Source organism: Novosphingobium sp. HNCC26DJ243, assembly GCF_057180545.1.
Genome location: NZ_JBXUGN010000006.1, coordinates 63,246 through 80,766 on the forward strand (window position 1 = coordinate 63,246; position 17,521 = coordinate 80,766).

Genomic DNA, 17,521 nt, shown 5'->3' on the forward strand with positions numbered 1-17,521 from the left:
GCCGAAGCGTTAGAGAAAGAGAACCCTATGGTCCGTCTTTTTGGCCCCCTGGTCGGCCTCTTCTTCGCGGTCGCACTGCTCTGGTCGTTCGGCAACGGCGCCTACACCGCGATCACGGAGCCCGCTCCCGCAACTGCGGAAAGCCTGTTCCACAAGCACCCCAAGGAGCTTGAGCTTGCCAGCAACGGCGCATTTGGCCGTTTCGACAAGCAGCAGCTCCAGCGCGGCTTCCAGGTCTACAAGGAAGTCTGCGCCACCTGCCACTCGCTCAAGCTTATCGCCTTCCGCGATCTGGCGGCGCTCGGTTATTCCGAAGCCGAAGTGAAGGCGATCGCCAAGGGCTGGCCTACCAAGGCAGCCACGTTCAACCCGGTCACCGGTGACCGTGGCGAGCGTGACAACATCCCCTCGGATCGCATCCCGACCGTCTATTACGCAGGCCAGGGCGTGCCGCCAGACCTGTCGCTGATGACGAAGGCCCGCCACGATGGTCCGGCTTACGTCTATTCGCTGCTGACCGGCTATGCCGAACAGCCCGCCGAACTGCTCAAGCAGTTCCCGGATGCGAAGACCCCGGACGGTCTGCACTACAATCCGTACTTCGCGAACCTCAACCTCGCGATGCCGGCACCACTGACCACCGAAGGCCAGGTGACCTATTCGGACGGCACCAAGGCGACGGTCGACCAGATGGCGCAAGACGTCTCGGCTTTCCTGACATGGACTGCCGAACCGAAGCTGGACAAACGCAAGCAGACCGGCTGGGCCGTCCTCGGCTTCCTTCTGGTCGCCACGGTCCTTGCCTACCTCGCCAAGAAGAACGTCTGGGCTGACAAGCACTGAGTTCTCTGCTCCTGCGAAACGAACAAAGGCCACCGGAAACGGTGGCCTTTTTCGTATCCGGCGATAGCATCGCGGGCGCATGACACCCGATCAGATCAAAGCCCTCGTCCGCACGGTGCCGGACTTCCCCGCCCCCGGCATCCTCTTCCGCGACATCACCACGCTGATCGCGCACGGCCCCGGCCTTTCTGCCACCATCGACCATCTCACCACCATGGCCCGCGACGCCGGGGCCGAAGCACTCGCCGGCATGGAAGCACGCGGCTTCATCTTCGGCGCCGCGCTCGCTGCGCGCATGGGCCTGGGCTTTGTCCCCATCCGCAAGCCCGGCAAGCTGCCAGTCCCGACCATCGGGGTGGACTACGCGCTCGAATACGGCACCGACCGGCTGGAGATCGATCCCACCGCCATCACACCGGGACAGCGCGTAGTGATCGTCGACGATCTCATCGCCACCGGCGGCACGGCCCTTGCCGCAGCGCAGCTCCTGCGCATGGCAGGCGCCAGCGTCACCCACGCAATGTTCGTGATCGACCTTCCTGAACTCGCCGGCGCCACCCGCCTGCGCGAAGCGGGCCTCAACGTGGAAGCACTGATGGAATTCCAAGGGCATTGAACGAAAAAGGGCGGCCCCTGCGGACCGCCCCTGTTTATCTGCCTGACGATTGAGCCTTCACTCCACCAGCATCAACGCGTCGAGAGCCACCACACCTTCACCCACCGGGTGCAGGATCACCGGGTTGAGGTCGATCTCGCGGATCGAGGGTTCGGCGCGCAGGACCTGCCCGACCTTGACGATCAGCTTCGCCAGCGCAGGCACGTCGAGCGCAGACGACCCGCGATAGCCCGAGAGCAGCGCGGCGCTCTTCAACTTCATCAGTTCGGCGATCACCGCGTCTTCGGTCAGGTCAGCCGTCAGTAGCCGCACGTCCTGCAGGATCTCGGCTGTGATGCCGCCGAACCCTGCCAGCACGACCGGCCCCCATTCGGGATCGTTCTTCGCGCCGACGATCATCTCCATGCCGCGCTTGCCCATCGCCTCGATCAGCACGCCATCGAGCGCGATCGCCGACGAATAGGCCGCAACATTGGCGTGAATACGCTCCCATGCCTCGCGCACGGCTGCGCCATCGGCCAGGTTGAGGATGACACCGCCCGCATCGCTCTTGTGCCCGAGAGCCGCCGCCTGTGCTTTCATCGCCACCGGATAGCCCACCGCATCGGCGGCAGCGACCGCCGCATCGGCGCTGGCGGCAAAACCACCCTTGGGGAACGGCACGCCGATCGGCCCGAGCAGGTCCTTCGAGCGATATTCCGGTATGACGCCGGAGACCATATCCAGACCCGCGAGAGGCGTTGCCGGAAGATCGTTCGAGCCTAGGTCCTGCGCCGCCCAATGCGTCAGCCGCGCAATCGCGCGCAGCGCGCGCTCGGTCGTCGGGAACCACGGCACACCCGCAGCGCGGAGAGCGGCCACGCGCTCGGCGGGAACCTGCGCGCCCTCGTCAAGGCCAGCAAAGATCACGGGCTTGGTCAGGTTCTTGCCCTCAACCGCAGCCAGGATCGCGGGGAACTTGATCGCGCAGGTGATCGCCTCTGCCTGGATAACGCCGGCCAGCACGGTGCCGACACGATCATCCGCCAGCAGAGCTTCGATGCAACGCGTGTAAATCGCCGGCTCCGAAAGCCCTTGCGCAGTGATGTCGAGCGGGTTCGAAACGGGCACGAATGGTGGCAGGGCAGCGCGGAGCAGCGGCGAATCTTCGTCGTGCAGGTCGGCCAGCGGCAAGTCGAGTTCTTCGGCGAAGTCCAGCGTCAACGCCTTGAACGCACCCGATTCGCCCAGCACGGCCGTCTTGCCCGACGGCAGCGCGGCACAGCGCACCGCGATCTCGGCAATGTCGCCCAGCTCTTCCAGCGTTTCGGCGAAGATCACCCCGGCGCGCGCTACCATCGCGCGCATCAGCTTGTAGTCGCCCGCCATTGCGCCGGTATGAGTCGCCGCCGATTCGCGCGCAGCGCTTGACTTGCCGGGATGCAGCAGCACCACGTGCTTTCCCGCAGCCCTGGCCCGACGCGCGGTTGCAAGGAATGCCTGGGGCTTGCGGAACTGCTCGACGATCATCGCGATAACATGAGTGTCATCCTGATCGACCAGCCAGTCGACATAGTCTTCGACGCCGCTTGCCGCTTCGTTGCCGGTCGACACCGAGTAGGAGACGCCCGCATCGCGCGCGAGAAGCATCGTGCCCAGCACGGCTGCCATAGCGCCCGATTGCGAGACGATGCCGATGGCGCGCTTGCCCGAAGGCGGCACCGCGTTGGTCTCGACGAAGGTCAGCGGAATGCGGTCGACATAGTTGACAAGGCCAAGGCAATTGGGCCCTTCGACGACCATTCCCGCCTCATGCGCGATACGCGCGATCTCGCGCTGCTCGGCCAGCCCCTCATCGCCCCCTTCGGCAAAACCTGCCGAAAAAATCACCACGCCCCCGCACTTGCGCGCAGCAAGACCCTTCACCGCATCCAGCACGCCCACGCGCGGGATTGCCAGAACGGCAACGTCAACGCCTTCGGGCAGCGCATCGACCGACGGGTAGCAGCGCTTACCCATGATCTCTTCGCGCTTCGGGTTCACCGGGTAGATCGCGCCAGCATAGCCGTTGCGATCCAGGTTGGTCAGGATCGTCGCGCCGAGTGCGCCGGGCTTGTCCGACGCACCGACCACGGCAACCGATTTCGGGCGCAGGAAACGATCGAGCGCAGCGTGGGACAGACTCGCTTCAACGGCCATTGTGCATCCTCCGATTTCGCTATGCGCTATAACAATTATCGGAAGGACGACAAGTGGCCGCGTGCTTGCCCCTTGTGACGTTCGCTAACGTACCGGCATCAGAGCGGCTGCCAGTCGAACGCCAGTTCGCCTTCGCGATGCGCGAAGCGGTTGAGATGATCGGCAACGACCTGCTGCATCCGCGCAAGGTCTCCCTCGCGCTCGATCGTGCAGGTCACTTCCAGTGCGGTTTCGGATGCCTTGAGCGCCACAGGCCCGAACGGCAGGGCAACGCGCCCTTCCTGCGGATCGAAGGTCACCTCGAACTTGTGGCCCCAGTGCTTGCATAATTGCTGCAGGTAGCGACTGGCGCTGGCAGTTGGGACAATGGCACGGCTTGCGGGCATGAATTTCACTCTTTCCGTCAGTTTTGTTATATCCAAGATATATCTTTAAGGCGAAAAGTCAATCCCGCCTGTTGCATCCATGGTTGACGAACCGCCGCCCCGCATGGCAAGCGCCCACTCGCAAGGTCGGTCGCGGCCTCATGCGGGTATAGCATAGTGGTAATGCACTAGCCTTCCAAGCTAGCTAGGCGGGTTCGATTCCCGCTACCCGCTCCAACTTCCATCGATGGCTTGCTTTCTGGCCCTGTTCCGGGCAGCGCTCGGCGCTTGCGCCCCAATGGAGCCACCCCAGCCACGATGCAATCGCCCATGCCCTCCCTTGCCGAACTCGGCTGGACTCCCTTCTTCGCAGGACAAGTGCTGCCCGAAGAAGCGCGCGCCTGCCTGCCGGCCCGGGTCATGGCGGTCCATAGAGGCGAGATTGCCGTGGTGGGCGAGGGACTTGAAGGCCAGATATCATCGCGCATGCCGCATTCTGCGGGCGAGGAAGACCGCCCGACTGTAGGCGACTGGGTGCTGGTCGATCGCGACACGCTGATCCCCCAGCGCGTGCTTGCCCGGATCAACCTGTTCAAGCGCCCCGCCCCCGGCGACGACCGTCGGCTGCAGCTTATTGCCGCCAATGTCGACACACTGTTCATCGTCACATCGTGCAACCAGGATTTCAGCGTCCCCCGGCTGGAGCGCTACCTCGTGCTTTGCCGCGAGGTCGGGGTTCGCCCGGTCATGGTCCTGACCAAGATCGACCTGACCGACGATCTTGACGGCTTCATCGCGGCGGCAAAAGCCCTGCAGCCCGGCCTGCAGGTCGAACCCGTCAATGCGCGCGATCCGGCCCATGTCGCCCGCCTTGCTGCCTGCTGCAAGCCGGGCGAAACCGTTGCCCTGCTCGGGTCATCGGGAGTGGGCAAATCCACGCTGGTCAATACGATGCGCGGTTCGGACAGTATCGAGACGCAGCCGGTTCGCGAACAGGATGGCAAAGGTCGCCACACCACCACCGTCAGGCAGATGCACCGGCTCGATCAGGGTGGCTGGCTCGTGGACACGCCTGGCATGCGCGAATTCCAGCTGGCCGAGGTCGCCACCGGGATTGCCGAAGTATTCGACGATATCGCGCAGCTTGTACTCGAATGCCGCTTCAGCAACTGCACGCATGAAGCCGAGCCTGGCTGCGCCATCCGCGCTGCGGTTGCGCTCGGAACCCTCGAAGCCGATCGACTCGCTCGCTGGCGCAAGCTGAGCGATGAGGAAGAAACCAATACCGGCGCCCTTGCGCAAAGGCGCAATCGCAGCCCCAAGCCCGGCAAAAGGACCTGACACGCATGGCTGACCTTTACCTCAAGGCCCTCGAAGCCGAACGCAAGAGCCTGTGGGCCGCCTGCCGCCTCAAGGGATTGCCCAAGGGTACGCCTGAACGCCAGCGGATCGATGAACTCGATCAACTTCTTGCCGAACACAAGGCGAAGAAGGCGGCGGCAAAGCCGTCTTAGTCGCCCGTCCTCTCGGGCAGGACTGCCCCGACATGGGCCACTCCGCGCGCGGCGGCGATCGCTTCCTGCCGGTGTCGCTCACGCGCCGATGCGCGCTGCTGGTCGGTGCGCTCGCCGTGGCAGTCAGCGCAACTTACCCCGTCCTCGTAAAGCGGTGACTGACGTCCCTTTACGCTGACCGGGCGGCGGCAGGCGTGGCACAACGTGTGCGTGCCTTCGGCAAGGCCATGGCCAACGGTCACGCGCTGATCGAAGACGAAGCACTCCCCGCGCCACAGGCTCTCATCTTCAGGGACCTCCTCGAGATATTTGAGGATGCCGCCCTTGAGGTGATAGACCTCGTCCACGCCCTCCTGCTTGAGAAAGGCAGTGGACTTCTCGCAGCGGATACCGCCGGTGCAGAACATCGCGACTTTCGGTGCCCGGCCGTCACCGAGGAGCCGTTCGCGCTCACTGCGGAACCATGCCGGAAAGTCGCGGAAACTTGCCGTGCCCGGATCGATCGCCCGCTCGAACGTGCCCGCTGCCACTTCGTAGTCGTTGCGCGTGTCGATCACGATCGTGGCGGGATCGGCGATCAGCGCATTCCAGTCTTGGGCGCTGACATAGGTGCCGACGCTTACGCGCGGGTCGATGTCGGGCTGCCCCATAGTCACGATTTCGCGCTTGATTCGCACCTTCATGCGGTGGAACGGCATGGCCGAAGCGCTTGAGAACTTTACGTCAAGATCGGCGCAGTCGGGCTGGGCGCGCAAGAATGAGATGACCGCGTCGATCCCATCGGCCGATCCGGCGATCGTACCGTTGATCCCCTCGCGCGCCACCAGCAGCGTCCCGCGCACCCCATGTTCGCGGCACAGCGCCTCGAGCGCGTCGCGCAGGGCTGCGCAATCAGCGACCCGGACGAACCGATAAAGCGCTGCTACGGTCACCGGACCTGTCGCCTGACGATGAAGATTATCCATCCGTCGCCCTTAACGTGGGCCGCGAAAAGTTCCAGATGCTACAGGTCTAGGGTGCAATCGAGCGCACGATGACCGGGCCAATCGTCTTCGCGGTTCCAGGCATCACCACGTCAGTCGAAGCGGGAAAGGTCCTTACGTTGCATGCCGGCTGCCGGGCCGCGCCAGACTGACACACCACCGGCACTTCGACGCGCACGACGATGGCAATGGTATCCGCCATGGCCTGATCGGGTACGAGCGTCAGGCTGGACATCAGGACCGGGACAAGCCGCATCGAACACTCCGCCGTATAACGGAGGCAGAGATACGTTCCCTATGGTAGGCAGCGGCTTAGGCTCACCCTTGGGGCAAATGCTTAGTGCCGAACCGAAGTCACGGCACCACGTCGACCGTGAGGACGTCCTGATACGTCCCGGCCGGAAGACCGGCCGTCGCACCGGTAAGCGTTATCGACAGCGGCAGGCTTGTTCCGTCGATCGTGCGCGGCGGATTGACGGTGATAGACTTCGGTCCGGTCGAAAGCACCAGCGCCGTGCTGTTGAGCGACAGGTTGTAGGCAACGGTCGATTGGTAGGTCGTTCCCACGCGCTTGAGGGCTCCCGAGTTCGCGCTGGTTACGGTGATCTGGACCGACGCCGTCGAGCGGACCTGCACGAACGCGCTGCGTACCGCGTTCTGCGCAAGTTCGCCGAAATCGAGCGTCGTGATCGTGAATGTACCGAATGTGCCCGAGCTTCCGGCAATGTTTACCTGCGACTTGCTCGGCACGGTCACGGTGACGGCCATAGTAAGTGAGGTGACCTGCCCGCTTATGGCCGTGAGCTGGGCATTCCCTGCGGATGAGTCGACCAGCTTGATCGTCAGCGTATCGGTATAGGTCCCCGCGTTGACCACTTGCGAGGCTGCGACCTTGAATGTCAGCGTCTGCGAGGCCGCCTGATTGTTGTTTGGAACGGTAATATTCTGCGACGAGGTGTTGTTCTGATAGATCGTTCCGGCAGGATTGCTCACCGTATAGGCCAGCGTGGAACCGGACGAGGTCACGACGCGATTGGGCGATGTACCGGAACCGGTAATGACGAGCGCGGGCGCGCAGGAACTGTTCGTCTTCGTTGCATTGACCGTCGCTGTCACGATGGCATCCCCGGAGAAGGGATCGTAACTCACCGACGGCGCTGTCCCTGCCGTAAGCGCGCCGCTGCATGCCGCCTGAGCCTGTGCCGCGAAGACCAGACCGGCGACAAGCGCCGTCAGGATCCCGAACGCGCGCGTGAGACGTCCTATCATCGAGAAGCCTTCCCGGGTCGGAGCTGCAACTGCCCCAACGCAATCGTGGTTTCACCGTCCTTGGGCACGACCACCGGTATCCGCCACGCGCCATCGTCACCGATGCGAAGTTCGTATCGACCCGGCGTAAGACCCGTTGCGACAAAGCGGCCATTGCGGTTGGTGAATATCAGGATCGGCGGATCGTTCGGTCGGTCGAGCGAGACCAGCGTGCCGCCAAGCTGCGCCAGCGGCTGGCCGCTGGCGTCGAGCGCCACGCCCATGATGACCCGCGAGGCATCGGACCCGACCGTCACCGCGAAGCCGGAAACCGGCGCCGGCTTCATCTGGTATTCGCCCGGACCGATATCGTATCCTGCCGGCAAGCGGTCGACATCGACCTTGATCCGGCTGGGGACGTAGGGCGAACCCAACCCGACGAGCGCGGGGCGTCCGACCTTCGCCTGTGCCTGCGGATGATCGCGCACCGCGCCATCGCTGACGCTCAGCTTCGAACCACGCAACGTGCGGTGCGGGGCAACGATCGCAAACCGCGGACCGACGGGGCGCCCGTAGGCAACCGCGCCTCCGGCCGTCGCGATCTGGGTCGCAACCGTGTACTGCGTTTCCTGGCTCGTGCCGCCGCCCGGCCCGGCCGAGTGGAAGATGCGGTGATCGACGCCGAGCCTGAAATCGTTGCCGTTGAAGATTGCCTGCCCGGTCGCGTTTTCGTTTCCGTCGCTGCGCTCGACTCCGGCGCGAATGCCGATTGTGCCAACCTCGTCGCGCGCAAAGCGTGCATATTCGGCGCGCACGGTATTGCCACGGCTGTCAAAGCTGGTGCGAAGGTCCTGCGATCGGCCAAGCCGCATCGTCGCCGTCAGCAGGACCCGGTCGTCGCGCCTGGCATTGCTGATGTCGATACGGTCGTAGCTTCCGGTCAGATCGAACCGCCCCCAGCTCTTGCGCACCTGCACGGAGGCCTGCCTGCGATCCGGTTCGCCTCCGCGCCCGTTCGAACGGATATAACTGATGCCACCGCTGAAACCGCCTGACAGGTTTGCGGTGGCCCGCGCCTGGAGCTGCGACTTTACCGGGTTGGCAAAGAGCTGATCGAGCTGCGCGAAATCGCGGCTGGTTGCGCGCCAATCGACGTTGAGGCGAAGCTGGTGCAGAGGACCAATGTCGCCGAACTGGCTCTCGTAGCCGAGCAGTAATGCCCGGCCGCTTCGGCCCTTGGCACGACTGACGCTGACGAGGCCGGAAAACGAGCCGAGGCCGGTCGCGACCACGCCTTCGACGCCACCCATTGCCATGTCCTTGCCGACCTGGAAGTTGGTGCCCAAAGTCAGCTTGTTGGTCACCCCGTAGCGCATCCAGCCGCTGACACCGGGCGATGATTTGCGGTATCGTGCTCCGGCTCCCGACAGATCCTCGATCAGGCCGCCCGTCAGGTTGAAGTCGAGCAGACCCCTGGCCAGCAATTGCGCAGTGTAGAACTGCGAGAACGAGGTAAGCAGGCGCCTGCCCTGTTCGTCCTGCACATAAAGCTCGACCTGATTCAGCCCATTGAGGAACGGCAGGTCGTTCAGGTCGTACTTGCCCGGCTGCAACTGCAGCGAGCGCACCACCGCGCCGTTGACCACGACGTCAATCGTCGACGGGCGGTCAAGCACGAAGCTGGTCTGGCCCGAGGGACGGATATTGCGCAGCGGCTGAAGTTCGTTCCAAGCGCGCTGCACGCTGATCCCGCCGATCAATGGCGCGGTCTGAAAGCCCACCGGTTGCGGCGCGACGTCGCCGATCGTGGTCCGAACGGCCTGATCGGCAAGGTCGAAGATCAGTTGGCTGTTGCCGCGCCTGAACTTGTGCGTGGCGCCGTCAAAGGTGTGCTGGCTGAAAACGAACACGCCCGATGCGCCGCCAATGTTGGCAGCAAGGTCAGCGCTGACCTGCACGGGCTTGAAACCATTGGGCTCGGAAGGCGATTGCCAGACGTGCCGCTGCGAGACGAGCAGCGTGGCGCTGGCGGCAAAGCCGGACGAGGCCACGAAGTCCCGTTCGTCCCAGCCCTGCCCTTCAGTGGCTGAAAGCGCCATCCGGCCTTGTGCGTCCAGCGGCACCGATACGTGGAGTTCCAGCGTCTCGCTGTCGAACTTCACGTCGATGCCCAGCCGATTGAGCACCGTGATGTCGATCGAAACCGGCGAGGTTGCCGAACTTGTCACGACTTCGCGCAGTTCGGGCGAAACTTGCGATCCCAGCAGGCTCAGGAACTGGCCGGTCCAGACGGCTACGCGGTCACCCTCGATCGCAACCGGCACGTCACCGCGGTAGACGCCCTCGTAGATCAGCGGAATCGTGAGGCGAGTTGCGGGCGACTGCGCCGAAAGCGGATCTTCTGGCTGCGCGTCCACAGGCGTTGCCCCGAAGAACGCCGCAGACGCCGCACTTGCCATAAGCAGCGCGCGCAAGTCTGCCTTCGCAGGGATCAAGGCATGGGACATGCGGATCTACGTTTTCCCGGGCTCTCTTTGCGATCAGCAGCCGCTCACGACATCGTCTCGACAAATTCAAAAGCGACATCGCCGTCGGTCGGAGCGTCCGCAATGCGGACAATCCGATCCTGTCCGGGGAACAGCCAGACGGTGCGCAATGCGCCGCGCCAACTGTCATCAGCAATCGCCTTGCCCCCTACGGTTACTTTCGACGAGACGAGGTTGGCATAGCGGGTACCGGTGTTGCGCAAACGCAGTTCAAGGCCCTTCGCATCGCGCACCGACGAAACGAGTTCCACATTCGCCTTCGCCCCCTCCGGCGTGACACTTGCCATCGTCGAGAAATTGAAAACCATTTGCACTCCCGACTGCTTTTGGTCGGGCAAGGCAACGGGCACCTGCTTCACGGTGACCAGATATGTCTGCGACTGCGCGATATCCGGCTTCCCGATATACTGCACGCGCACCGCCTGCACTTTACCGGGCTGAACCACTGCCTGAAGCGGAAAGATCACGAAATCATCGTCGGCTGGGGTTCGGCTTTCGACCGCGTTTTCATCGAATGCGCGCTTTTCGACCTCCAGTTCGATCGTCAGGGGCTTGTCTCCGTCATTGCGCACGCGGATGATCGTCGCAGCCCCTGCGCCGGAAGGCTTCAGGTCATAGATCATCGGGGCAACCTGGTAGGCACTTGCCGGGCCAATGGGCATGACGAGACCAAGACAGGCGGTGACCACTGTCATCGTGCGCAGGCAGGACTTGGCCTTCTGCAATATCATGACAAGCGCATGGTCGAGCGTCATGGGGTAACCTCCATGTAAATCGTATCGGCAAAGGTGCCGGGGGCCGGCGTTGGCCCGAGAAACCGGATGGCAACCTCGGTGCTGCGCGGTTGCAAAGGATCTGTATCCGGCAAATTGGAAACCAGCGGATTGCCTGCCGAGCCGGGTCGACCGATCACCCTGCCGCCCACACGCAATTCATAGGCGAGGCCGACGGGCAGGTTGAGTGCGAGCGCACCTTCAGGCACGAGCACCCCGCTGTTCTGGCTCCAGAAGCGCACTGCAGGTCGTCCGGAATAGTTGCAGGCAACGCTGGGCAGCGAAATCCTCTGCCAACCGCGCGAAAGCGGATCGAGCGCGGACGCCTGTCCTGGCGTGATCCGACAGTTCCGCGGCTGATCGGCGCGGATCTGGATGATGAGCGCGCTCTGGCCCTCGCGCGCAAGCGTTTGCGCAGACGCGGGATTGGCAAGCGCGGCTGCCAATGAAAGGATGAGAGGACGGATCATGGGGATGCGGCGGGGCCGTTCGGGTCTCGTTGCAGAAACTCGCACCGCCCCGCCTTCACCGTTCACGGCGCGATCGAAACCGTCAGGGTGTCGGAATAGCTGCCAGCATATTGCAGCAGGTTCGACAGGTTCAACGCCAGCGTCGCGTTGGTGGCGGTGTTTGCTGCCGTGGTCGCATTCGAGCCGGAGACAATTGCAGCGGTCGTGATCGTATTGGAATTCGTACCGCTTGCCGCAGTCGTCACGCTGTTGCCAAATGCAACCTTGTAGACAACCGGAGAACCGGTCGACGCGCCGTTCGCGACGGCAGTGGCATCGGGGTAAAGGCCGCCGCGCAGGCTCTGCACCTTCAGCGTGGGCGACCCGATGAAGTTGCACTCATACTGGATCACGGTCGAGGTATCGCGAGCCGTGTTGCTGAGGGTCAGGGTGTCATTGCCGGTGTCGAAGAAGCAAAAGTTGGCAAGCGAGGCATTGACCGTGACGTCAACGCTCTGCGGGGTGGAGGTAGCGGCCTGGGCGGGGGCGGCCGCAGCCGCCAGCGCCAGGACCGAAATCGACAGGATCTTCTTCATTTCAGTTCCCTTGGTTGGTTCTGCCGACCGGTTGCCCGTGCGGCCTTGTATCCAGGCGCGGCCTGAATTCGGTTAGTCCCCATCACGGGGAAATGCTGATCGTGATCACGTCGCTGTAGGTTCCATTGGACTTGCCACTGGTGGCTGCGGCGCTGACCGAGAATGACAGATCGGCTGAACGCGAGGTGCCGGGCGCAACTGCAGGGAGTTGCGCAACGGTCGTTCCTGCGCTTGCACTGAAACTGTTGAAAGCGCTCGTCCCGGCGATCGGCCACTGAATGGCGTAAACGATGACGTCGCTCCCCCCTTGGCGCTTGAGACCGCTGTTCGCGCTGGAGAAGGAAACCGTCGGCCCCGTGTCGGCAAGGTTGCAGGAAAGAGTGACTGCGCCCGCCGATCCGGTTTTACCGTTCGACACTTCGCCAAGGCTCACTGTGGTCGACGCGCTGCTGATTGCACATGCCGAAGACACGGTTCCGCCCAGCGTCAACTGCGTTGTCGCCGCCATTGCCGGACTGAGTGCAGCGCACATCAGGTACGCACCGCCCACGACCACCTTTGCACCGAAAAGTTGCAATGCCTCTCCCCACCCTCAGCCAACTAAGTATTCGCACTTATAGGAATGTAAATAGGGTTTGAAGGCAGCAACATCCGGGCATAGGATTGCCTAGCTCTGCTTCCAGTGCAAAAATCATGTTGCGTCTTGGCACAAGGGCATGTGCATTCTACTTTTCCTTAACCCAAGTTAGCAAAGATATAACTATAGTTATATCTACCAAGCTATTGGCGTTATTGACGATTCATCCCAAGTTGCGCTTCATTTCAGGACAATGGTCATGGAAACGCTGATCGTGGTCGGAGGCGGTTTGACGGCGGCCCTTGTCGCGCTCGCCAATAAGCGTCGTACGGTCCCGCGTCGGGTGGTTCTCGTCGAGGACAGGCATCGCTTCGGCGGAGGACCGGTTCAACCGTTCTTCCCGGATGCGATCTCTGAAGAAGGCATGTCCCTCGTTGCCGATGCAGTCGTGCGCGAATGGCCCGGCTATCTGGTGATCGAGCCTGCCGGATCTACTGCGGCGGAACCCGTCGTCACACGAATCGACCGCCCGATCTGCGTAATCGCGCCCGAACAGCTCCATGGCGACCTCGTCACCCTGATCGCACCCGGCGACCTGCATCTCCATGCCGATATCGGTCCGCTATCTGTCGGTCGGACTTCGGTGGACCTCGGGACAAGCCATCTGACAGGCGATGCAGTGCTCGATCTTCGACCGTTGCGCCGGCGCTCATCTTCGGCGCGGACCGAACTCGAAATCGGCAGTCATCTGCCGGAGTCGGGCATCGCGCTTTCTCTCCCCGTGCTGGCCGACGCGACAATTCCGGGAAGCGGTGTGATGCAGTATTTTCCGATGGACGCACGCTGGCTCATAATGCGCCGCGCTCGTTACCTGCCAGACGGGGACCCCGGAACGACGCGATTTGCCAGGGGCCCCGCTTGCGGCTCCGATGCGGTCCGGCACGTAAGCTTCGACCACGACGCGCCCAGTCTGCCGATCCCGTTCCCGGTGCCGGCCGCCCTGCTGCCCTCCGAAGTCCCGGGTGCGGCTGCACTGGCCCTTGCGCTGGCGCGGTGTCCGACAATCAGCCCGGACGCACTCGGCGAACTTTTCGCAACGCTTGCACAACTTCATCGCCGGGCAGGAGCTGCGCGCCGACAAGCATTGGAACTCCTCGCCGGGTGTGCGGAACAGGATTGGCCCTACAAAGCCGTTGAGCTCGCCGACCGCCTCTGATCCAAATGCGCTGCGCGCTGCCGATCCTGGAATTTCGGAGAGAGGACTGGAGCGGGTGAGGGGAATCGAACCCCCGTATTCAGCTTGGGAAGCTGCTGCTCTACCATTGAGCTACACCCGCGTTCCTGGCCCTCGATGCATATCTTGGAGGCATTTGTTCGCGCCAAACATCGACCGCAGCGCGAGGCGCGGCCTATGGCACAGGCGCCTTGGCCGGTCAATTCTGCGTCGTGCAGGCGGATAGCTCCATGTGCGCGTCTGCGGCTTACCAGGTGCCGGTATTCTCCATGCTGGCCCACGGCTCGACAGGCGGCAGACGCCCGTCCTGCAGCAGTTCGATCGAGATGCCGTCAGGCGTCTTGACGAAAGCCATGTGCCCGTCGCGCGGGGGGCGGTGGACGATATGACCTGCATCGAGAATGCGCTGGCAGGTCTCGTAGATGTTGTCGACGCGGTAGGCGAGGTGGCCGAAATTGCGGCCACCGGCGTAGGACTCCCCCGGCGAGCCGTCTGCCGGCGGCCAGTTGTAAGTCAGCTCGACCTCGGCCACCCCTTCCTCGCCCGGCGCGGCAAGGAAGATCAGCGTGAAGCGGCCCTGTTCGCTGGTCATCCGGCGGACTTCCTCGACGCCGATCAGCTTGAAGAAGGCAAGGGTGGCATCAGGGTCGGTCACGCGTATCATGGTGTGAAGGAACTTTGCCATCGGGCGGGAGCTTTCGTTCAAAAACGGTTCATCGACAGAATCGCACATTTCACCGCAGGGCAGGCCCGAGGGAGAAGACGATGAGTGAGCAGGGTAACGGCTTTGACGATCCGACCCAAGTACCAAGCGGCAGGTTGATGCCGCAGGGCGCAACGGCCCTCTTGCCTGTGGGCATTCTGTCGATCGCGCTGGTGCTTGGCGGGTGGTTCATCGGCGACGGGTTCCGGCGCGCCAAGGAAGCTGATCGCGCGGTAACCGTCCGCGGTCTTGCCGAGCGCGAGGTAACCGCCGATCTTGCCACCTGGACGCTGGCCTATTCGGCGACCGCGCCCGACATGGCGACGGCCCAGGCGAGCGTTGACCGGGACAGCCAGTCGATCCGCGCATTCTTCGGCGAACTGGGCTTTCCCGCCGAGGCGCTTCAGCCGACCGGCGTCAACGTCCAGAGTTTCAACAACAATGGCGTGGTCAGCTTTACCGTGCGCCAGCGCATGACCCTGCGCACAACCGACATCGACCGGGCACAGAAGGCTGTGAAGCGGCAGTTCGATCTGGTGCGGCGCGGGGTGATGCTGGAGGAGGGCTCGGGCATGGCCTATACCTTCACCAAGCTCAACACGATCAAGCCCGAGATGGTCGCCGCCGCAACCAAGGACGCGCGCTCGGCCGCAGAGCAGTTTGCGCGCGACAGCGGATCATCGGTCGACGGGATCAAGAACGCAACGCAAGGCTATTTCGAGATCACCGCCCGCGACGGGGATGGCGGAGGCGGCTGGGGCGTTTCTGACACGCCCTACAAGAAGGTGCGCGTGGTAACGACGATCGACTTCTACTTGCGGTAAGGTGCGCGAAGCAAAAGGCCCGCACCGCTTGCGCGGCGCGGGCCTCCCGCGTCAACCGGCCCCGTCGGGCCGGAAGAACCTTTCAAATCAGAACGAGAGCTTGACGGTGCCGACGACGGCATCGTTCGAGAAGCTGTCGTACGAATAGCCTTCAACGCCAACGTAGCTGACGCCCAGCGAGAGCTTGTCGGTGATGTTGTAGGTAGCGCCGACATTGTAGTCGAAGCCGCCGCCGTTATCGAAGAAGCCGATGTTGCCGGTCTCGAGAACCTTGATCGCGCTGGTCAGCAGCTTGGGCGACAGCGCGCCGTCGGTGTAGCCGACGTGGGCCGAAACCGAGATCGGGGTTTCGGGGATGCCGGCCGACAGATCGGTGTAGAGATAGATGTTGTCGTCACCGCCGAGCGAATCCTGCTTCCAGGCGTAGGCAGCGCCAACCTTCACGGTGGCGGGGCCGACACCGGCGGAAAGCGCAGCGTAAGGCTCGAACACGTTGGCATCGCCGACGTTGCCATTGGGGTAGACGTAGTACAGCAGGCCACCGTCGAAGGTGATGCCCGGAGTCACTTCACCAGTCCAGCCGCCGTAGACGTCGAGTTCGGTGCTGCCATAGACGGCCGAGTCTTCGAGGCTCGAAGCCCAGGCGCCGACGTAGAAACCGCTCGAGTGGCTGACGCCGATCGAACCCTGAACGGCAAAATCGCCGCCCGAGAGCGACAGGCCGCGGAAGCGGTAGTCGGTAACTGCAGCAACGTTGCCGGTGACGGTAAATTCGCTAGCGGCTTCTTCCTGTGCGAAGGCCGGGGTCGCTGCCATGCCGGCGGCAAGAAGGGTCGAGGCCAGAAGGGCCTTGATGGACGTACGCATGACAAAATCCTTTTGTTGTTCTTGACGCGTTCGTCCCACCTGCGCTGGCCCTGCCCCTCTCATTTTCGGAGGGGCTTTGAGCTTGCAGGACGAGAATTGCCTCTCGATGCTGCATTGCACAAGTCGTTTGTTTCCGCATTATGTCTGATTGATGGCCTTTTGTGTCTTTTGCGCACCAGTTATCGCAAGGTAGCGCCAATGCTGTTGCAAGCCGCACATCGGGTAGCCATATCGCCTTCTAACGAGGGCCCATGCTTACCAGACTACGTTCCCTGTTTGCCAAGAACGAGCACTTGTCAGCCGAGCCTCAGGCCTGCGTGCCTCAGGGTCAGCGCGTTTATGCCATTGGCGACATTCACGGCAGATTCGACCTGTTCGAAGACCTGCTGTCGCAAATCGAGACCGATAACGCGAATAGGGGCGATGCCGACACATGGATCGTCCTGCTGGGCGATCTGATCGACCGCGGACCTGACAGTTGCCGCGTGGTCGAGCGTGCGATCGATCTGGCGCGTGGCGGCAATGTCCGCATCCTGGCCGGCAATCACGAGGAAATGCTGCTTGGCAGCATGACCAACGAGGAAACGCTGCGGCATTTTCTGCGCCATGGCGGCAAGGAAACGCTGTTCAGCTACGGCCTCACCACCGAGGATTACAACCGCTCGACTCTCAGACAATTGCACGAGCGCCTGCCCGATCTCATTCCCCGCAGCCACCTCGATTTCTTCGAAGCGATGGAAAACCGGATCGTGTTCGGCGACTATCTCTTCGTCCACGCGGGCATCCGGCCGGGGGTGCCGCTCGATGCGCAGATCCTGCCGGACTTGCGCTGGATCCGGCGCGAATTTCTCGACCATGCCGAACCGCATAGCCATGTGGTAATTCACGGCCATACGATCACCGACGAGCCCGTAGTGCGCTTCAATCGGATCGGAATCGATACAGGCGCATTTTCCTCCGGCCGACTCACGGCCATCGGGCTCGAGCGAGGCGACCGCTGGTTCCTTACGGCTGCCATCGAACCGGATAGCCAAGCCGCAGCCTGACCCGCGCCGCCGCATTGCAGCAATTTTTCTTCGCTGTTGCGGAACCGCAACTAATTGCCATTCATTGCGCGCATTCAATGCCTTGCAGCATTATTATGCCCTCTGGAGCAACGAGACGATAACTCCGTTGCGCGATCGCAGCGAGGCGAGTCACATGGT

Annotated in this window: 19 protein-coding genes and 2 tRNA genes; 8 read left to right on the forward strand and 13 right to left on the reverse strand. The window is 62.9% G+C overall.

Annotation, left to right across the window (positions count from 1 at the left end):
• Positions 1 to 27 precede the first annotated feature (27 nt).
• Both AC2A04_RS15460 and AC2A04_RS15465 read left to right on the forward strand, forming a co-directional pair.
• Entirely contained in the window at positions 28 to 843 is an 816-nt protein-coding gene (locus tag AC2A04_RS15460) for a cytochrome c1 (RefSeq protein ID WP_484213255.1), read from the forward strand.
• A 79-nt stretch (positions 844 to 922) separates the two neighbouring features.
• Positions 923 to 1,459, forward strand: coding sequence for an adenine phosphoribosyltransferase (locus AC2A04_RS15465; RefSeq protein ID WP_484213256.1), 537 nt, complete (start codon positions 923 to 925; stop codon positions 1,457 to 1,459).
• 57 nt (positions 1,460 to 1,516) lie between these two features.
• Here the strand turns inward: AC2A04_RS15465 and AC2A04_RS15470 are convergent, their stop codons facing one another.
• Together AC2A04_RS15470 and AC2A04_RS15475 are read right to left on the reverse strand one after the other, a co-directional pair.
• A complete protein-coding gene (locus AC2A04_RS15470; RefSeq protein ID WP_484213257.1) occupies positions 1,517 to 3,637 on the reverse strand; it encodes an acetate--CoA ligase family protein in 2,121 nt (706 codons plus the stop codon).
• Positions 3,638 to 3,735: 98 nt separating this feature from the next.
• A complete protein-coding gene (locus AC2A04_RS15475) occupies positions 3,736 to 4,023 on the reverse strand; it encodes a DUF2218 domain-containing protein (protein ID WP_484213258.1) in 288 nt (95 codons plus the stop codon).
• A gap of 142 nt (positions 4,024 to 4,165) precedes the next feature.
• Between AC2A04_RS15475 and AC2A04_RS15480 the strand changes: the two genes are divergently transcribed.
• From AC2A04_RS15480 to AC2A04_RS15490, 3 genes are all read left to right on the forward strand, one after another.
• Positions 4,166 to 4,239: transfer RNA gene (locus AC2A04_RS15480), tRNA-Gly, on the forward strand.
• 81 nt (positions 4,240 to 4,320) lie between these two features.
• Positions 4,321 to 5,343 carry a ribosome small subunit-dependent GTPase A gene (gene rsgA / locus AC2A04_RS15485; protein WP_484213259.1) on the forward strand — a complete coding sequence of 341 codons (1,023 nt, stop codon included), beginning with the start codon at positions 4,321 to 4,323 and terminating at the stop codon, positions 5,341 to 5,343.
• 5 nt (positions 5,344 to 5,348) lie between these two features.
• Entirely contained in the window at positions 5,349 to 5,516 is a 168-nt protein-coding gene (locus tag AC2A04_RS15490; protein ID WP_484213260.1) for a hypothetical protein, read from the forward strand.
• Here AC2A04_RS15490 and trhO read toward each other — a convergent pair.
• The 8 genes from trhO to AC2A04_RS15530 form a co-directional block, all read right to left on the reverse strand.
• The gene (trhO, locus tag AC2A04_RS15495; protein ID WP_484213261.1) at positions 5,513 to 6,481 is read right to left on the reverse strand and encodes an oxygen-dependent tRNA uridine(34) hydroxylase TrhO; all 969 of its coding nucleotides are present in this window, start codon (positions 6,479 to 6,481) and stop codon (positions 5,513 to 5,515) included. The genes AC2A04_RS15490 and trhO overlap by 4 nt on opposite strands.
• A gap of 46 nt (positions 6,482 to 6,527) precedes the next feature.
• Positions 6,528 to 6,755: a hypothetical protein gene (locus tag AC2A04_RS15500; RefSeq protein WP_484213262.1), complete on the reverse strand. Its 228-nt coding sequence runs from the start codon at positions 6,753 to 6,755 to the stop codon at positions 6,528 to 6,530.
• Between the two features lie 98 nt (positions 6,756 to 6,853).
• Entirely contained in the window at positions 6,854 to 7,768 is a 915-nt protein-coding gene (locus AC2A04_RS15505) for a hypothetical protein (protein WP_484213263.1), read from the reverse strand.
• On the reverse strand, positions 7,765 to 10,254 hold the full coding sequence (locus AC2A04_RS15510; RefSeq protein WP_484213264.1) for a fimbria/pilus outer membrane usher protein: 2,490 nt from the start codon (positions 10,252 to 10,254) through the stop codon (positions 7,765 to 7,767). Before AC2A04_RS15510 ends, AC2A04_RS15505 begins: the two co-directional genes overlap by 4 nt.
• A gap of 44 nt (positions 10,255 to 10,298) precedes the next feature.
• Entirely contained in the window at positions 10,299 to 11,048 is a 750-nt protein-coding gene (locus tag AC2A04_RS15515) for a fimbrial biogenesis chaperone (RefSeq protein WP_484213265.1), read from the reverse strand.
• Positions 11,045 to 11,536, reverse strand: coding sequence for a hypothetical protein (locus AC2A04_RS15520; protein ID WP_484213266.1), 492 nt, complete (start codon positions 11,534 to 11,536; stop codon positions 11,045 to 11,047). The genes AC2A04_RS15515 and AC2A04_RS15520 overlap by 4 nt, the downstream gene beginning before the upstream one ends.
• A gap of 62 nt (positions 11,537 to 11,598) precedes the next feature.
• On the reverse strand, positions 11,599 to 12,111 hold the full coding sequence (locus tag AC2A04_RS15525) for a hypothetical protein (RefSeq protein ID WP_484213267.1): 513 nt from the start codon (positions 12,109 to 12,111) through the stop codon (positions 11,599 to 11,601).
• 82 nt (positions 12,112 to 12,193) lie between these two features.
• Positions 12,194 to 12,688, reverse strand: a complete 495-nt coding sequence (locus tag AC2A04_RS15530) for a hypothetical protein (protein ID WP_484213268.1) — start codon at positions 12,686 to 12,688, stop codon at positions 12,194 to 12,196.
• A 259-nt stretch (positions 12,689 to 12,947) separates the two neighbouring features.
• Between AC2A04_RS15530 and AC2A04_RS15535 the strand changes: the two genes are divergently transcribed.
• Entirely contained in the window at positions 12,948 to 13,904 is a 957-nt protein-coding gene (locus AC2A04_RS15535) for a hypothetical protein (RefSeq protein WP_484213269.1), read from the forward strand.
• A 47-nt stretch (positions 13,905 to 13,951) separates the two neighbouring features.
• On the opposite strand, the gene AC2A04_RS15540 is transcribed toward AC2A04_RS15535, so the two are convergent.
• A tRNA-Gly gene (locus AC2A04_RS15540) sits at positions 13,952 to 14,025 on the reverse strand.
• A 144-nt stretch (positions 14,026 to 14,169) separates the two neighbouring features.
• Positions 14,170 to 14,607 carry a VOC family protein gene (locus AC2A04_RS15545; protein ID WP_484213270.1) on the reverse strand — a complete coding sequence of 146 codons (438 nt, stop codon included), beginning with the start codon at positions 14,605 to 14,607 and terminating at the stop codon, positions 14,170 to 14,172.
• Between the two features lie 137 nt (positions 14,608 to 14,744).
• On the opposite strand from AC2A04_RS15545, the gene AC2A04_RS15550 reads away from it, so the two are divergent.
• Entirely contained in the window at positions 14,745 to 15,449 is a 705-nt protein-coding gene (locus AC2A04_RS15550) for an SIMPL domain-containing protein (RefSeq protein WP_484213422.1), read from the forward strand.
• An 87-nt stretch (positions 15,450 to 15,536) separates the two neighbouring features.
• Here the strand turns inward: AC2A04_RS15550 and AC2A04_RS15555 are convergent, their stop codons facing one another.
• On the reverse strand, positions 15,537 to 16,316 hold the full coding sequence (locus AC2A04_RS15555) for a TorF family putative porin (protein WP_484213271.1): 780 nt from the start codon (positions 16,314 to 16,316) through the stop codon (positions 15,537 to 15,539).
• A gap of 293 nt (positions 16,317 to 16,609) precedes the next feature.
• Here AC2A04_RS15555 and AC2A04_RS15560 point away from each other — a divergent pair, with 293 nt between their 5' ends.
• Positions 16,610 to 17,362, forward strand: coding sequence for a metallophosphoesterase family protein (locus AC2A04_RS15560; protein WP_484213272.1), 753 nt, complete (start codon positions 16,610 to 16,612; stop codon positions 17,360 to 17,362).
• The last annotated feature ends 159 nt before the right edge of the window (positions 17,363 to 17,521 follow it).

Coding starts and splice junctions, on each gene's coding strand:
- AC2A04_RS15510 (WP_484213264.1), bottom strand. CDS start 10,254: ATGTCCCATGCCTTGATCCCTGCGAAGGCAGACTTGCGCGCGCTGCTT.
- rsgA (WP_484213259.1), top strand. CDS start 4,321: ATGCAATCGCCCATGCCCTCCCTTGCCGAACTCGGCTGGACTCCCTTC.
- AC2A04_RS15515 (WP_484213265.1), bottom strand. CDS start 11,048: ATGACGCTCGACCATGCGCTTGTCATGATATTGCAGAAGGCCAAGTCC.
- AC2A04_RS15520 (WP_484213266.1), bottom strand. CDS start 11,536: ATGATCCGTCCTCTCATCCTTTCATTGGCAGCCGCGCTTGCCAATCCC.
- AC2A04_RS15545 (WP_484213270.1), bottom strand. CDS start 14,607: ATGGCAAAGTTCCTTCACACCATGATACGCGTGACCGACCCTGATGCC.
- AC2A04_RS15550 (WP_484213422.1), top strand. CDS start 14,745: ATGCCGCAGGGCGCAACGGCCCTCTTGCCTGTGGGCATTCTGTCGATC.
- AC2A04_RS15535 (WP_484213269.1), top strand. CDS start 12,948: ATGGAAACGCTGATCGTGGTCGGAGGCGGTTTGACGGCGGCCCTTGTC.
- AC2A04_RS15500 (WP_484213262.1), bottom strand. CDS start 6,755: ATGCGGCTTGTCCCGGTCCTGATGTCCAGCCTGACGCTCGTACCCGAT.
- AC2A04_RS15460 (WP_484213255.1), top strand. CDS start 28: ATGGTCCGTCTTTTTGGCCCCCTGGTCGGCCTCTTCTTCGCGGTCGCA.
- AC2A04_RS15555 (WP_484213271.1), bottom strand. CDS start 16,316: ATGCGTACGTCCATCAAGGCCCTTCTGGCCTCGACCCTTCTTGCCGCC.
- AC2A04_RS15465 (WP_484213256.1), top strand. CDS start 923: ATGACACCCGATCAGATCAAAGCCCTCGTCCGCACGGTGCCGGACTTC.
- AC2A04_RS15475 (WP_484213258.1), bottom strand. CDS start 4,023: ATGCCCGCAAGCCGTGCCATTGTCCCAACTGCCAGCGCCAGTCGCTAC.
- trhO (WP_484213261.1), bottom strand. CDS start 6,481: ATGGATAATCTTCATCGTCAGGCGACAGGTCCGGTGACCGTAGCAGCG.
- AC2A04_RS15490 (WP_484213260.1), top strand. CDS start 5,349: ATGGCTGACCTTTACCTCAAGGCCCTCGAAGCCGAACGCAAGAGCCTG.
- AC2A04_RS15470 (WP_484213257.1), bottom strand. CDS start 3,637: ATGGCCGTTGAAGCGAGTCTGTCCCACGCTGCGCTCGATCGTTTCCTG.
- AC2A04_RS15505 (WP_484213263.1), bottom strand. CDS start 7,768: ATGATAGGACGTCTCACGCGCGCGTTCGGGATCCTGACGGCGCTTGTC.
- AC2A04_RS15525 (WP_484213267.1), bottom strand. CDS start 12,111: ATGAAGAAGATCCTGTCGATTTCGGTCCTGGCGCTGGCGGCTGCGGCC.